The organism is Gemmatimonadales bacterium, from assembly GCA_036265815.1.
Classification (GTDB): Bacteria; Gemmatimonadota; Gemmatimonadetes; order Gemmatimonadales; family GWC2-71-9; genus CAVVWJ01.
This window is the reverse complement of record DATAOI010000001.1, coordinates 69,312-83,998: the sequence shown is the minus strand read 5'-3', so window position 1 is coordinate 83,998 and position 14,687 is coordinate 69,312. Positions and strand designations below refer to the sequence as shown.

General features: G+C 68.8%; 12 protein-coding genes. 1 reads left to right on the top strand and 11 read right to left on the bottom strand.

Annotated features, from left to right (window positions below):
• Positions 1-3 precede the first annotated feature (3 nt).
• The 5 genes from VHR41_00355 to VHR41_00335 are packed head-to-tail and all read right to left on the bottom strand — an operon-like array spanning position 4 to position 6,896.
• Positions 4-1,281: a lipopolysaccharide biosynthesis protein gene (locus tag VHR41_00355; protein HEX3232615.1), complete on the bottom strand. Its 1,278-nt coding sequence runs from the start codon at positions 1,279-1,281 to the stop codon at positions 4-6.
• A complete protein-coding gene (locus VHR41_00350) occupies positions 1,268-3,382 on the bottom strand; it encodes a zinc-binding dehydrogenase (GenBank protein HEX3232614.1) in 2,115 nt (704 codons plus the stop codon). Before VHR41_00350 ends, VHR41_00355 begins: the two co-directional genes overlap by 14 nt.
• Positions 3,379-4,647 (bottom strand): hypothetical protein, encoded by a 1,269-nt coding sequence (locus VHR41_00345; GenBank protein ID HEX3232613.1) that lies wholly within the window; start codon positions 4,645-4,647, stop codon positions 3,379-3,381. Before VHR41_00345 ends, VHR41_00350 begins: the two co-directional genes overlap by 4 nt.
• Positions 4,644-5,783 carry a UDP-N-acetylglucosamine 2-epimerase (non-hydrolyzing) gene (wecB, locus tag VHR41_00340; GenBank protein ID HEX3232612.1) on the bottom strand — a complete coding sequence of 380 codons (1,140 nt, stop codon included), beginning with the start codon at positions 5,781-5,783 and terminating at the stop codon, positions 4,644-4,646. The genes VHR41_00345 and wecB overlap by 4 nt, the downstream gene beginning before the upstream one ends.
• A gap of 51 nt (positions 5,784-5,834) precedes the next feature.
• Positions 5,835-6,896: a Gfo/Idh/MocA family oxidoreductase gene (locus VHR41_00335; GenBank protein ID HEX3232611.1), complete on the bottom strand. Its 1,062-nt coding sequence runs from the start codon at positions 6,894-6,896 to the stop codon at positions 5,835-5,837.
• A 244-nt stretch (positions 6,897-7,140) separates the two neighbouring features.
• Here VHR41_00335 and VHR41_00330 point away from each other — a divergent pair, with 244 nt between their 5' ends.
• Positions 7,141-8,277 carry an isocitrate lyase/phosphoenolpyruvate mutase family protein gene (locus tag VHR41_00330; GenBank protein HEX3232610.1) on the top strand — a complete coding sequence of 379 codons (1,137 nt, stop codon included), beginning with the start codon at positions 7,141-7,143 and terminating at the stop codon, positions 8,275-8,277.
• A gap of 10 nt (positions 8,278-8,287) precedes the next feature.
• Here the strand turns inward: VHR41_00330 and VHR41_00325 are convergent, their stop codons facing one another.
• From VHR41_00325 to VHR41_00300, 6 genes are all read right to left on the bottom strand, one after another.
• Positions 8,288-9,496, bottom strand: a complete 1,209-nt coding sequence (locus VHR41_00325; GenBank protein HEX3232609.1) for a glycosyltransferase — start codon at positions 9,494-9,496, stop codon at positions 8,288-8,290.
• A complete protein-coding gene (locus VHR41_00320) occupies positions 9,493-10,650 on the bottom strand; it encodes a methyltransferase domain-containing protein (GenBank protein ID HEX3232608.1) in 1,158 nt (385 codons plus the stop codon). Before VHR41_00320 ends, VHR41_00325 begins: the two co-directional genes overlap by 4 nt.
• Positions 10,651-10,656: 6 nt before the next feature.
• Complete coding sequence (hflX, locus tag VHR41_00315) at positions 10,657-11,976, bottom strand: GTPase HflX (GenBank protein HEX3232607.1); 1,320 nt, start codon at positions 11,974-11,976, stop codon at positions 10,657-10,659.
• A gap of 31 nt (positions 11,977-12,007) precedes the next feature.
• Positions 12,008-12,499 (bottom strand): LEA type 2 family protein, encoded by a 492-nt coding sequence (locus VHR41_00310; protein ID HEX3232606.1) that lies wholly within the window; start codon positions 12,497-12,499, stop codon positions 12,008-12,010.
• A 103-nt stretch (positions 12,500-12,602) separates the two neighbouring features.
• Positions 12,603-14,000: a replication-associated recombination protein A gene (locus tag VHR41_00305; GenBank protein HEX3232605.1), complete on the bottom strand. Its 1,398-nt coding sequence runs from the start codon at positions 13,998-14,000 to the stop codon at positions 12,603-12,605.
• Positions 13,997-14,680 (bottom strand): ZIP family metal transporter, encoded by a 684-nt coding sequence (locus VHR41_00300; GenBank protein HEX3232604.1) that lies wholly within the window; start codon positions 14,678-14,680, stop codon positions 13,997-13,999. The genes VHR41_00305 and VHR41_00300 overlap by 4 nt, the downstream gene beginning before the upstream one ends.
• Positions 14,681-14,687: the final 7 nt, after the last annotated feature.

The window sequence follows — 14,687 nt, the reverse complement described above, 5'->3', positions numbered from 1 at the left end:
AACCTAAGTCGCCACGGTGGCGCGTGCGATCTCGGTCAGGGACGACGCGCGCCAGAACACCAGCAGACAAAGCACGCCGGCGCTTACCGCGGAGGCCATGGCCACGCCGAACAACCCCGACTCCCTCACCAGCAGCGCCGCCCCCAGCAGGTTGAGCAGCAGCGCGACGAAATAGGAGAGGGCGAGCTCGCCGGTCCGGCCGGCAAGGTAGTAATGGGTGGAGAGCAGGCGGTAGACGCCGAGCAGGAAGCTGGAGGCGAGCAGGGCGGCAAAGACCCGAGGCTCCACCCGATAGGCGGAGCCGGCGATCAGCGGAATGAGCCACGGCTCCGCCAGGTAGAACGCCGCGGCCGTCAGCGCGCCTACCAGGGTGTAGATCAGGAGATATCGCCCCAGGATGCGGTGGGCTTCGGCCGGCCCGTTGCGCTCCCAGGCCTGGAAGATGCGCGGGTGAATGTAGGTCACCAGCGGCTCGTACAGCGCCTGCAGTCCCAGCGTGGCCACGGTGTAACCGATCACGTATCGTGCGATGAGCGTCGTGCCCATTCCGGCCAGCCCGATCACGTACCGATTGAGGGTCGCGTACATCTCCCCCAGGAGCATGACGCCGACGATCGGGCCGCCGAAAGTCAGGATCTCCCGCAGCCGGTGCGGCTCGGGCGCGCTGGCCGCCTTCCGCCAGCTCCGCCGGCGGCGCGCGGCGATCGGCAGCACCACCGCGGCGGTCCCGATGGTGCTGCCGATCAGGAAGGCCTCGATTGGCGAGCGGGGCCACCACCACACCGCGAGCGCGACTCCCGCCAGGATGCCCACGCGCTCGAGCACCACGACCATGTTGTAGCGCAGGTGCCGCTCCTGGACCCGCAGCAGCGCCTTGATCAGCGCGGCGAACTGGCCGGCGAACAGCGCGGCGATCAGCAACACCGCCAGGAGGGCACCGGGCCTGATGTCGGCCACACGGGGGTCGACGGCGATCGCCAGTCCGCCGAGTACCAGGCTCACGGCCGCGGTCGCGGCCAGCGAGAGGGAGAGACTCTCCCAGAGCACGGCGCCGCCGTCGCGCGAATAGAAGCGGACGATGAACTGGGGGGTCCCCAGGCCGCCGATGACCACGCACCATCGGATGATGGGGGTGACCAGCTGGAGCGAGCCGAAGGCGGACTGGCTCAACAGCGCGGTCAGGACCCGGGTCTGGGCCAACCCGAGCAGAGGAAGCGCGGCGAAGCTGACGTAGTAATAGAAGGGCGCCGGCAGGCGAAGACGCGACTTACCGGCCGACATGCACGAAGCGATCGATGATGCGGGCCACTCGTACCCCGTCGTGCGCCGTGGTCAGCAGCGGCTCCTGGCCGCGAACCGCGGCAAAGAAGTTGGCGAGGTGCGCGCGAAACCCCTTGTCCGGCTTGGAGAGCGCCGGGGCGGAGCTGCGCGCACCGTGGGCGGAGAGCCGCGAAAACTCGTCCAGCACGAACGCCTTCCCTCCGGCGAAGACCTCCAGTCGCTCCTTGGCAAGCCCGGCGTTCCCCTGGCCCGAGTACACCACGGTGGCCAAGTCCCCGTTCTGGAATCGCAGTGACAGAGCGAAATTGTCTTGCGCGGCCGATGCCTGGGCCGCGCCGCCGAGAAAGCCTCCGCTCACGTCCGTCACCTCGCTGTCGGCCAGGTAGCAGACCAGATCGATGAAGTGACAGCCTTCGCCGATGAGGCGTCCGCCCCCTTCCAGCGGATCGAGCGACCAGTGCCCCACCGGCAGGAGGGGGGCATTCACCCGATAGAGAAACTGCCGCGGCTGTCCGGCCGTAGCGAGCGCCTCGCGCAAGGCAAGGGTGAGCGGCGCGAGCCGGCGATTGAAGCCGATCGTCAGCATTCCGCCCTCCCGTATCACCGCCGCTTCGACCGCCTCGGCGTCGGCCAGGGTGAGCGCGAGCGGTTTTTCCAGGTGCACGGCCTTCCCCGCCGCCAGCGACTGGATCGCCAGCCGGGCGTGGGAATCGTGCCGGGTGCCGATGATCACCGCGTCCACCGCGGGGTCGGCCAGGAGCTCCGATGGGTGCGTCGTCAGCAGCGCCGGCCGGTAGACCGCGTCCAGCCGGGAAAATGCCGTCGACCCCCTGTTGGCCACGGCGTGCAGCCGCGCGCCAAGACCGGAGAGGTGGGGAAGCAGATTGGCCTCGACGAACGAGCCCGCCCCGATCACGCCGATCCGGAGCTCGCCGGCTTTGGCGACGGTGGCCTTCCGGCGAACGGGAGCTGGACGCGGAGCCTCGAGCGGCTTGGTCGGATACAGCAGCACCGCGGCCAGGGCCGTGTCCGGAGTCTCGACCAGGTCCCGGTAGGCCCTCTCCGCCTCCGCGATCGGGACCCGGGCAGAGATCATCGGCTCGACCGAGAGCGTCCCGTCCCGAAGCATGGTCATGACCTGAACGAGATTGCGGCCCTCGGTCCAGCGCACATAGCCGACGGGGTAGTCGAGGCCGCGCCGCTCGTAGGCGGGATCGTAGCGGCCGGGGCCGTAGGAGCGGCTCACGGTGAGCTCGAGCTCCTTGCCGAAGAGCGGCCCTCGTTCGAGCGAGAGTCCCATATCACCGATCATCACGATCCGGGCTCGGTCGCGCGCGTAACCCAACGACTGGTTGGTCACCTCGCTGTCCCGGAGCGCGGCGCAGAGATAGACCACGTCGGCTCCGAGACCGCCGGTGAGTGCCAGCACCGTGCGCCCCAGGTCCTCCTCGGCAGCGGGGTCGAGCACGTGATCGAATCCAAGATCGCGTGCCAGGCGCCGCCGGGCGGCGATCGGCTCGACCCCGATGACGCGCAGGCCCGACGCGCGCGCGCACTGGGCGGCGAGGAGACCCACCAGACCGAGACCCACCACCGCGGCAGTCTCACCGAGGGTCGGCTCTCCCAGCCTGACCCCGTGCAGCGCGATACATCCGACTGCGCCGAAGGCCGCAGCATCCAGGCTCACTCCTTCCGGAACCGGCGCGACGAGCTGCTGGTCCACCGCGACGTATTCGGCATGGACCGCCCCGGCGTACGCCACCCGGTCACCCGGGCCGACCGAGCGCACCTCATCCCCCACCGCAGCCACGAGCCCGGCCCCGCTGTAGCCCAGCGCGGTGCGTTCCTGAGTCTTGGCAACGAGCTTCCGGCCGGTCGCCTCCAGTCCCTCGGACCGGAGGCTCTCCGCCAAGCGGCCGAGCGACGACGGGTTCCGCACGCCGCGCGCGAGCAGCCCGCCGGCGCCGTAGCCGGCCGTTTCCGTCCCGGTGCTGATGAGCGACGCACCGACCGCGATCAGGACCTCGCGTGGTCCGCAGCGAGGCACATCGACCTCGACCACTTCGGCGACCTGGCGGGCGTTGAGGAAGACCTGTTTCACCGCTCGGCCTGCAGTCCCAGGCGCGCGCTGGCCATGGCGCGGAGCATCCAGGCCTGACCCCAGCGGATGAATGGAACCGTGGTGCGGAGCCGGAAGCCGAAGGAGCGACGGCTGGCGGAGGCGAAGTAGCCGGCCTCGCGCGTGGTGGAGACCCAGAGGTAACGCGCCGCCGCGCTCAGGCTCCGCGCCAGGTGAGACGGCAGGTCGGCCACGGCCAGTCCCGGCCGCCCCGCAAGCTGCGCGGCACAGAGCAGCGCCTCGGCGCAGCTGTGGACTTCCACCGTGCCGGGCCGGGCCGGGCTCATCAGCGGGGTTCCGTCGATCGCGAAGTACTTCCGCAACCAGGTCTCGAAGTAACGATCAGCGGCCCGACGGAATTCCTCCCGGCCGGTGCAGCGCGCGATCGAGTCGAGCATGCGGATCTCGAACCCCGAGTGATAGAGGTCCTGCTGCAGACCCGAGCTCTGTGCCGCGGACCAGTAGTTGAGGGTTCCGTCTTCCCGGAGCTCGCGGAGCGCGAAGCGCGCGGCATTGAGTCCGGTCTGCATCCACTCCTCCCGACGCACCTCCCCGCCGATTCGGACCAGGAACTCCGCGGCCAGCAGGTTCGCGTTATGGACCTGGAAGCGGTCCACCGGAGTGTAGGAGAAGCAGAACGCTCCGTCGGCTTCGGGGACGCTGCGGTTGAGACTGTCCAGAATGAATCGGCAGACCTCCTCGCAGCGTCGTAACGCGGCGGGGTCGCCCCGGCGGCGGTAGCGCAGCCAATAGGCGTCGCCGACGAAGGCGGAGGTGACCACATTGGGGGTGTTCCGCGGAATCAGCACCCGGGCGCGCCAGTCAAAGGGATATCCCCAACCGGTGCCCTGCCCCGATGTGACCCGATGGGACTCGAGCCAGTCGAAGCACTGATCCGCAGCCGGAGCCCCGCGGAGACGGCGCGGCGCGCCTTCCATCGATTCGAGATCCAGGAATGCGGCGGCGAAGAGACCCATCGCCTTGGCGTTGACCTCCGGGCGAGCGCCGACCAGGCGTCTCAGGCCCAGCGGGAACAGCACATCGAGGCGTGAGAGGGCGCTCGCCACGGCTCGCCGGGGGAAGCTCCCGCCGGCGAGGGCCCAGAGGCCGAGCCGATGATCCCAGAGATCGTACGGGTCCCAGCCGCTCCAGCCGTTCCGCTCCAGCCAGTTGACCAGCCGGTCGATGTGGGTCTCCAGCAGAGCAATGGTCCGGGTCGGCGTGCTCGGCGGCGAGGAAGTCGTCATCCGGCGACTCCCTCCCGGCGCGCACCGAGGGGCGATGCTACCAGCGCCTCCACCACACGTTCCGCCGCGTGGCCGTCCCAGCCTTCCGGGCATCGCGCTCCCACACCCGGCCGGCCGGATGCCAGCGCGGCTTCGAACGAGCGCACCACACCCGAGACCGTGAGCGGCCAGGGCGCCATGCGATTGGTGCCACGTTCCACGGTCACCGGCCGCTCGGTCACCTGGCGGAGGGTCACGCAGGGCACCCCGAGCGCCGTGGTCTCCTCCTGTAGACCGCCTGAATCGGTCAGCACCACCGCGGCGGCTTCGCTCAGTGAGAGCATCTCGGTGTAGCCCAGCGGTGGACAGGTCCGCAGCGGGCGAGCCAGGTCGTCCAGCCGGAACGCCTCGATGTTGGCCCGGGTGCGCGGGTGCAGCGGCAGGACGACCGGCAGCCTGTCAGATACCTCGACCAGAGCCTCGAGCACCACGCGCAGCGTCACCGGCTGATCGACGTTGGAGGGCCGGTGCAAGGTGGCGAGGACATAGCCTTCGCGAGCGAGCCCGAGCCGGGCCGGCACCGCCAGCGCCTGCGCGGCGGCCAAGTGGGAGAATACGGCATCGATCATCACGTTGCCGACGAACACCACACGCTCCGGTGAAATTCCCTCCGCCAGAAGGTTCGGCAAGGCGTCATGGGACGGGGTGAAGAGCAGGTCGGAAACCCGGTCGGTGAGCACCCGGTTGACCTCCTCGGGCATGCCCCAGTCACCGCTCCGGAGGCCCGCCTCGACATGCGCGAGCCGACAGCCGAGCTCCCGCTTGAGCTTCGCGGTCGTGAGCGCGCACGCCAGAGTCGAGTTGACGTCGCCGACCACGATCACCCAGTGGGGGCGGATGGACACCAGCACCGGCTCGAACCCCATCATCACGCGAGCGGTCTGCTGCGCGTGAGTGCCGGAGCCTACCCCGAGGTAGTGATCTGGTGGAGACAACCCGAGGTCGCGAAAGAACGCGTCGGACATCTGGTCGTCGTAGTGCTGGCCGGTGTGCACCAGGACGCCGGCGTGACCGGCCGCCCGCAGCGCGGCCAGGATCGGCGCCACCTTCATGAAGTTGGGACGTGCGCCGGCCACCAGCAGCACGGTCAGGGTCACGGCATCACGGGGGAGGGTGTGGTCCGCACCGGATCGCCGCTGGGCGGGCCGTCAGTACTCAAGCGGAAGCGCGACCCGACCACCGTCCCGGGCGGAGAGATAGGTGGCGATGAGGATCTCGAGCGAGTGCAGGCCCTCCCGCCCGTCGGTGTCGGGCGTCGCCTCGCCCCGGAGCGAGTTGATCACGTTATCGTAGTAGAGCGGATGCCCGAAGCCGTAGACCGACGTGGTCTCGTAGCTTGCCTGCTCCACGCTGGCATCGTCCGGATCGGCATCCGCGAACTCCCAGGCCTCGATCTTGTTGACAGCCACCCCGCCGATCCGGACCGTGCCTTTCTCTCCGATGATGGTGATCGAGCCTTCGTAATTCTTGGGATAAGTGAGCATGGTGACATTCATCGAGCCCAGCGCGCCGGTCCGCCAGCGAATGCTCACGACCCCGGTGTCCTCCACCTGAATATTGCGGCCCAGGGTGGCCGTGTAGGCCTGCACGCTTTCCACCGGCCCGATGAGCCAGTCGAGCAGGTCCACGTAGTGGCTCGCCTGGTTCATGAAGGCGCCGCCATCGAATTCCCAGGTGCCCCGCCAGGCGGCGCTGTCGTAGTAGGCCTGCGGCCGGGACCAGAAGACGTTGATGTTTACCATGTAGATCCGGCCGAACCGCCGCTTGTCCACCGCCCGCTTGAGCAGCTGGAGGGTCGCGTTCCGGCGGTTTTGCTTCACCACGAAGAGGTGCACACCCGCCTGATCGCAGGCGTGGACCATGCGCTTTCCGTCCTGCCAGCGGGTGGCCATCGGCTTCTCGGTCATCACGTGCCGCCCCGCCGCCGCCACCAGCACCGCCTCCTCGGCGTGAATCCCGCTCGGCGTCGCCAGAATCACGATGTCGGCCGACGTTCCCGCGAGCAAGGCGTCGATGGTTCGGAAGGCGGGGGCTCCGGTCCGTTCCTGAGCCCGCTCCAGGGCGTTGGGGTCGATGTCGCAGATCCCGACCAGCTCGGCCCGGTCGGCATGACGCTCGAGGGCATCGAAATGGTTGGCCGAGATGCGTCCACACCCCACCAGGGCAAATCGAATTTTGCGATCCTTGACGAACGGCTTAGTGATGAACATGGATCTCGGGGTGAGTGCGGGTTCGGGTAGGATCGCCTCCAATCTAAGCGTGGCCCGGGTTCGCAGGAATGCGACAGTGGCGCCACTGGCTGGGTACCGGGGCTGGCGCGAAGCCGCCGGACACGCTATCATGTGAATAGTTTCACAAACCTTTGCTCTCGCCGCCTCTCCTGCCGGGCCGGCCGAGACGGGCGGTGCACCCTGCTCCCGGTGGCGCCGCGATCCACCGGAAGGAGACAAGTTCATGGCCACTGCGAACCCTCCCGTGTCCCCCGACGCGGTCTTTCCGGCCGCGGCCGTCGGCAAGCTGTTCGCTCCGCCGGAGACCGAGGTCCCAGCCGACAAGCTCCGGCGCCTGCTGCGTGAGGCGCAGGCGGCCGGGAGCTATCTCCATACCGCGGGCGCTTACGATGCCTTCACCGCGGCCATCATGACTCGGCTCGGCTTCAAGGCGCTGTACGGCAGCGGCTGGCAGCTCGCCGCGACCAAGAGCATGTTCCCCGACATCGGCGTCTACGCCTCGCATGACATGGTCAAGCTGGTGCACGAGATGTGGATGGGGGTCGAGGGCGCGCGGAACACCCATTATTACGATACCGACGGCAAGGAGATCCTGGACGCGCCGCCGGCGTTCGTGGACATGGAGGCCGGCTTCGGCGGGCCAACCCAGACGTTCACCCTGGCCACCGAGCTGATCCGGGCGCGTGCCGGCGGCGTGCACCTGGAGAACCAGGATCCGGCGAACCGCACCTGCGGGCACATCGTGAACGTCGGCAAGCAGAAGCGAAGCAAGGTGTTGGTCCCGCGGAAGCAATGGACGGCCAAGCTCAAGGCGATCAAGGCCGCGGCCCAAGCCACCGGGGTCGACGTGGTGATCATCGCCCGGACCGACTCGATCGACGGGGCCCTGCCCGATCAGGAGCCGGGTGGTGTGAAGATGGCCGTCGAGGACGCCTGGGAGGCGGCCGAGCTGGGGGTCGACGTGATCTGGCCGGAGTTCAACAATACCGAGCTGGACCAGCCGCAGGAGTTCGCCGAGGGAGTGCGCAAGTATTACCCCAACCAGATGTTGGGGTTCAACCTGTCGCCCTCGCTGTATTTCGGGAAGGCCAAGAAGGCCGGCACGCTGATCACCAATCAGCAGCTCGCCGATCTGGGCTTCACGCTGCAGTTCTCCACCCTTTTCAATTTCCGCACGGCGGGGCTGGCGCTGGAGAGGGGTCTCAACAAGTTCCTCAGCAGCGGTCTCGATGCGCTCGCCGATCTCCAGATCGAGGAGGACGAGGCCGCGGGCGGCTCGCCCAGCACCAAGATGCATCAGAAGTTCGCCGGGATGAACCGGTGGCTGATTCTGGAACAGGTGCTGAGCGGGGAGAAGTAGCCGGCTCGGCTCAGCCGGTGCGCTCGGGAGTCCCGTTGCCCCGGGCACCTGGCAGGAGCGCCTGGTAGAGCGCCAGCAGGTTGGAAAACGCCGAGCTCCAGTTGTACCGCTCGCGCACGGCACGGCGGCCCCGCTCGCCCATGGCCTGGATCGTGGCGGGGTCGGCCAGAATTTGCTCCAGGCAGTCCGCCAGGCCCTCCGGGGTGTTGTCGGTGACCAGTCCCGCCCCGACCTCCAGCGTCATCCGCGCCACATTGGTGTCCCGGCTCGCGACCACCGGGAGCCTTCGGGCCCAGTACTCCGTCAGCCGGTTGGGTACGCCGAGCGCGTTGAAATCGCTGGCCTCCAGCAGAAGCACGCAGCCGACGGATGCCGTGGGAAGCAGCTGATCGAGCAGCTCGTCGCGGGCATAGGGGCCGCCGATGAGCACATCGCCGGTCAACCCCCGCTCCTCCACCGCGCGCTCCAATTGGGCTCGGTCCTCTTCCCGTGGAAACCAGCCCCAGAACGCCAGCCGGCAAGGGCGCCTCGCCCGCAGCTTGGCAAAGGCATCGACCATGAGGAAAATGCCCCGATCCCGGTTGAGCAGCCCGGTGGTGACCACGAGTGGGGGCTGGGAGCGTACCGGCCGGGTGTCCGTGGCTTCCTCCAGCAGCTCCTCCTCCACGTAGTTTCCCACCACAGCGGTGCGTATGGCCGCTCGCTGGTAGCGGTCGGCCATCATGTCGGTGATGGTGACGACGCCGGCGAACGATCGCCGGCACGCCAGGAGCTCGTAGCGGTCGAACAGCCGGCCCGCCGCGACGCTCGCGGGCCGCCAGCCGAGCTGGTTGAAGTGAGGGATGGTCTCGGTGTAGACCTCGTGGGCATCCCACACGACCGGAGTTCCGGTGAGGTGATGCAGCGCCTGCATGACGGGCATCAGCTCGGGGTCGTGGAAGTGATAGAGCTCGGCCCGCGTCGCAGCCGCCCGCCGGGCGGCGAGCAGTGGCCAGAGGGTCCGCCGGGCGAACGCTCCTCTGGGCTGGGGCAGCGGAATGATGTGCACCCCGTCCACCACTTCCTCACGGTCGTGAGGAAGCACCAGATGTACGTCGTATCCCGCCTCGACCAGCGAGCGACATTCGCGGCGAAAGATCCGAGTATCAAACGCGGGATGGGCAGTGCTGAGGTGACAGACCACGGGCCGCCGGTGTGTCACCAGCCCCGGCCGGCTCACGACCGCACGCCGTCGACGCCGGTGCAGTGCAGGAATGATTCGGGGAAATCCTCAGGCAGGCGGCGCTGGGTCACGAAGCCGATGCCGCCGTATCCCGCGTCTCGGAACCAGCTCCCTACCTCCTCATTGGAGTGCCGGTGGATGTACCGGGGGGTGAAGCGGTCCCGCGCCGCATGCATGGCCTCGTTGAATCCGTAGCGGATCGATCCCGCTTGGCCGTTCGCGCGCAGGTTCTGATGCGCGAGATAGAGTGGAACCAGGGGGAGGAGCACGGCCGTCTGCAGAGATTCCGGCAGCCTCCAGCACACCGGCCGCAGCAGCCGCTCCAGCAGCATGAGTCCCCTCCGCACCACGCTCCGCTCCTCGTCCTCATGGCTGTAGACCCAGACGTACAGCCTGCCCCCGCGCCGGGTCAGCCGGCTCAGCGACTGAAAAGCCGTTCGGGTCGAGAATGTATGGTGGATGACGCCCTGGCTGTAGACGAAATCGAAGCTCTCCTCCGGAAACGGCGGCGCGAAGACCGAGGCCTGCACCACGTGAAGAAAGGGGTTGCCGCCGAAATGCCGTCGCGCCGCGTCGACGGCGTAGCTGAGGTCGATGCCCACCAGCTCGCACTCCTGAGTCCGGGAAACGTGATCCGCGATGCCCCCGATTCCGATGCCCGCCTCCAGCACCCTGGCATGACGCACCGGCCGCTCCTCGAGATCCAGCATGCGATCCATGCACCGGTAGATGTGCTCCGGTGTCATGTTCCAGTAGGTCCGCCCGTCCCACTGGTAGTCCAGCCACTCGCGGGAGAAGGTGCGGAGCACATCTTCCTCGCCGGGCATGGGCGCCAACTGCGGCAGATGGTAGCCCGGAAGCTCGGCCCGCAGTCTCCCCCCGAGCTCCTGCTCGAATCGGGCGCCGACGCCGGTCGGGAAGACCAGCATGCGGGGCACGCCACCGAGGATCGGATACGCGACCTTGCGCACCCGGTTCAGTAGCACGCCGGTTTCGACGTCCTCCTCCAGCGTGGTGGGATCGATGCCCATGGCGCCGGCGCGGGCGCGCTCCGCCGCCTCGAGCGGCCGCCGCCGGGTGTCCCAGGCGATCAACTCCAGCGGCGTCCGATCGATCGGGCAGGCCAGCAGGCTTTGGAGTCGCCGCCTCATTCGGGGTTACGGCCCCCCGCTCACCTTCCGGAGCGCCGGGTTGCTCGTCGCCTCCGTCACCTGGATCCCGTCCTGCTGCAGCCGCTCCACCTGCCAGCGGTCGAGCCGGACCATCACCTCGTACTCGTCCCCGACCTCGTCCCGGCTCAGCACCTCGCCCTGGCGGTAGAGCGCCGCCAGCCTGGCTCCGTCGGCCACCGGCAGGCGGATCTTCACCGTCGGCCGGCCGGTACGCTCCATGGTCCGGAGCACGGCCTTCAAGGCGGCCGTCCCGTCGGTCCGCATGGTGCTGGCGGTGATGGCGCCGGGATAGAGCTCCCGCACCCGCTTGGCGAATGCCAGCGGGACGGGCACCGCGTCGATCTTGTTGAACACCGGCAGGATCGGCCGGTCGGCGAGATCGAGCTCGGCCAGCACCCGCTCCACCACGTGGAGCTGGCCCTCCCAATCGGGGTGGCTGGCGTCGATGATGTGGAGCAGCAGGTCGGCCTCGCGCACCTCCTCCAGCGTTGCCCGGAAGCTTGCGACGAGGTGGTGCGGCAGCTTCCGGATGAATCCGACCGTGTCGGTCACCCGGGCCTTCTGGCCTTCGCCCAGCTCCACCTCCCGGGTGAGCGTGTCGAGGGTGGCGAAGAGCCGGTCTTCGACCAGAATCTCGTGCTGCCCCGACAGCGCGCGCAGGATGCTCGACTTCCCGGCATTGGTGTAGCCCACCAGGGCGACGCTGAGCATCGGGTCGCGTCCCGCGCGCAGGTTCTCCCGGTGGCGCTCGACGCCTTTGAGCTTGGCCTTGAGTCCCTGGATGCGCTGGCGGATCAGCCGCCGGTCGGTCTCGAGCTGGGTCTCGCCCGGGCCCCGAAGGCCGATGCCGCCGCGGATACGGGACAGGTGGGTCCACATGCGGGTGAGCCGAGGCAGCAGGTACTCGAGCTGCGCCAGCTCGACCTGGAGCTTGGCCTCGTGGCTGCGAGCGCGAGTGGAGAAGATGTCGAGGATGACCTCGGAGCGGTCCATGACGCGCACATCGAGCTGGCGCTCGAGATTGGCGCCCTGGACCGGGCTCAGCTCCTCGTCGAAGATGACCAGGGTGGCGTCCGCGGCGCCCACCTCGGCGGCCACCTCCTCGACCTTGCCTTCGCCGATGAGGGTGGCCGGATTGGGAGCGGCGATCTGCTGGGTGATCCGTCCGACCACCTCGGCCCCCGCGGTGTCGACCAGCCGGGTCAGCTCCTCGAGGTGCTCAGTGACGTGACGGGCATCGGACGAGCCTTTCCGCGGAGCGGCCACCAGCACCGCGCGCTCGACCGGATCACGAACCTGGATCAATGCTCGAATGGAGACTCCTTGCCGTCCGGTCTCACTGACCGGCCGGAATGGGGATCAGTCCGCCCAGCCGGCTGAGCGGAGCGCGTCCCTGTCGGGTGAACGGCACCACGCGCGGCCCGAACGGCGTCCGCAGCGTGAGCTGGCCTTTCATGGTGTACGGCAGGGCCCCCGTCCCGAGCGCCGACCGGACCGCGGCGCTCACCCCGGACCAGTTGAACCGCAGGGGAAGCGAGAGCGCGGCGGTATCGCCCTTCTGCACCTGGAACTCGCTCCTGTACTCCAGGTCTCCCAGGTGCGAATCCTGCACGTCGAAGCCGAGCTGCAGTCCGGTGCCCTGAAGGTCGAAGCGGTTCGGGTTGAACACGCCGAGCTGCAGATCGAGCACGCCGCCGGTGACGCTCAGGCTCTTGAGAACGACACGATCGAGATGGATCTCCGGCTCCTTGAGGACCTCTCCGATGCCGGCGCAGCCGGCCAGCAGCAGCATCGCGATGATCACGCCCGACCGTGAAGCCAGCTTCATTCTTCTCCCAATCCACTTCGAGGAATATAACCGGCGCGCCGGTCTCGGGCCGTACCGATGTTGCACCGGAGTGGGGCGTGGGGCGGTGGGCCGGCTCACAGTGCTACTCCACCGCGTCCTGTCCGGTCGCCTCGTTCTTGCCTTTCGGTTGCCCATCACCTTCCCCCGCCCCCTCCGCCTTCCGCTTCTCCCACCAGTCCAGCCGCTCGGCCACCTTCTTCTCGTACCCGAACGGCCCGGGCACATAGAACGCGGTGCCCCGGAGCTGGTCGGGCAGGTACTCCTGCGGCAGGTAGGCGTCGGGCGAATCGTGAGCGTAGCGGTAGCCCCGGCCGTATCCCAGCTCCTTCATGAGGCCGGTGGGCGCGTTCCGGATGTGCAGCGGTACCGGCGCCGCGGGCGTATCCCGTGCCGCCTCCAGCGCGGCCCCCAGGGCCACCTTGGCGCTGTTCGACTTGGGCGCGGTGGCCAGGTAGATCGTCATCTCCGCCAGCGGAAGGTAGCCCTCCGGCGGACCGAGCATGTGAAAAGCGTCGCGGGCCGCGACCGCCAGCGGCAAGGCGGTGGGATCGGCCAGTCCGATGTCTTCGGCCGCCATGGCGATCGCCCGGCGGAACAGCGTCATGGGATCCTCTCCGCCGTCGAGCATGCGCGCCATCCAGTAGAGCGCCCCCTGCGGATCGCTGCCCCGGAGGGACTTGTGGTAGGCGGAGAGGAGATTGAAGTGCTCCTCGCCCGCCTTGTCGTACCGGGCGAAGCGCTTCTGCATCGCCTCCCGGGCCATATCGGTGGTGATATGCCCGCCCACGCCGGCGTGGGCGGCCGCCGCCTCGAGCACGGTGAGCGCCCGGCGGGCATCGCCGTCGGCCTCGACGGCGATGGAGCGCAGCGCGTCGTCATCTATCTGGAGCTGCATGGCCCCGAGCCCGCGCTCCTCGTCGGCCAGGGCCCGGCGCAGCAGCGTCTCGATGTGCTCGGCGGTGAGCGGCTGGAGGACGAAGACCCGGGTGCGCGAGAGCAGCGCGCCGTTGATCTCGAAGCTGGGATTTTCGGTCGTCGCGCCGATGAGAGTGAGGGTGCCATCCTCGGCCGGCGGCAGCAGGCTGTCCTGCTGGGCCTTGTTGAGCCGGTGGATCTCGTCGATGAAGAGGATGGTCTGGCTGCCTCCGGCGTCCAGCCGGGAGCGCGCCGCGGTGACGATCTCCCGAATCCTCGGCACACCCTCGGTAACCGCACTGAAGGGGACGAAGGCCCGCTCGGTGGTGGTAGCCACCAGATGGGCCAGGGTGGTCTTCCCGCTGCCGGGCGGTCCCCAGAAAATCATGGAACCGGGCACACCGCGCTCGATGGCCTCGCGCAGCGGCTTCCCGGGAGCCAGCAGCTGCTCCTGGCCGATGAACTCGTCCAGCGTGCGCGGGCGCATGCGTCCCGCCAGAGGCTGCGCCGCCCGGTTGGAGAACAGCGAGGCCTCCGCCTCCGCCGTGCGCTTCCGTGCCGTCATTGCACCCAGACCTCCAGCAGCCGCTCGGCGAGAAAGTATCCGGCGGCGCCCCCGAAGAACGCGAGGGCACTGAGCCACCCGCGCTTTGCCTGAAACTCGGGCACCAGGTTGGACGCCGCAACGTACAGCGTCACACCGGCGGACACGGCCAGGCCATGGCGAGCGAGCGGCGCGACCTGCTCGGTGAGCAGCACACCCAGCACCGTGGCCCCGCCCAGCACGGTGGCGGCTCCCATGGCCTGCCCCCGGGTCTGGCCCCCGGCCACCATGACGCTGGCGATGGTGACTCCTTCCGGCAGCTTGTGCAGCAGCACGGCCAGAAAGAGGAGGATGCCGAGCTGGCTGGAGACGAGAAATCCGCCGGCGATCGCAACGCCGTCGAAGAAGGTGTGCAGGGTGAGGCCGAGCAACGCGGATATGCCGGCGGAGGAGCTCACCCGGTGGGTCTCCTCGCCGAAATGGAAATGGGGGGTGAACACGTGCTGCGCCAGGTGCACCGCGAGATAGCCCAGCAGGATGTAGAGAGCGGCCGCCGGCGACCCGTCGAGCACCTCCGGGATGACGCCGAGCAGCGCCACGGCCAGCATGAACCCGGCGCCGAAGGCGAGGCACGCCTCGATCACCCGGAGGCTTCGGCGCTCCCGGTGCACCACTGCATACGCGCCCGCGATGTTGCCCACCGCCGCG

What these genes read in the sequence shown, in the direction of transcription:
- VHR41_00355 (HEX3232615.1), bottom strand. Translation starts at nt 1,281, where the DNA reads ATGTCGGCCGGTAAGTCGCGTCTTCGCCTGCCGGCGCCCTTCTATTAC.
- VHR41_00345 (HEX3232613.1), bottom strand. Translation starts at nt 4,647, where the DNA reads ATGACGACTTCCTCGCCGCCGAGCACGCCGACCCGGACCATTGCTCTG.
- VHR41_00335 (HEX3232611.1), bottom strand. Translation starts at nt 6,896, where the DNA reads ATGTTCATCACTAAGCCGTTCGTCAAGGATCGCAAAATTCGATTTGCC.
- VHR41_00330 (HEX3232610.1), top strand. Translation starts at nt 7,141, where the DNA reads ATGGCCACTGCGAACCCTCCCGTGTCCCCCGACGCGGTCTTTCCGGCC.
- VHR41_00320 (HEX3232608.1), bottom strand. Translation starts at nt 10,650, where the DNA reads ATGAGGCGGCGACTCCAAAGCCTGCTGGCCTGCCCGATCGATCGGACG.
- VHR41_00310 (HEX3232606.1), bottom strand. Translation starts at nt 12,499, where the DNA reads ATGAAGCTGGCTTCACGGTCGGGCGTGATCATCGCGATGCTGCTGCTG.
- VHR41_00305 (HEX3232605.1), bottom strand. Translation starts at nt 14,000, where the DNA reads ATGACGGCACGGAAGCGCACGGCGGAGGCGGAGGCCTCGCTGTTCTCC.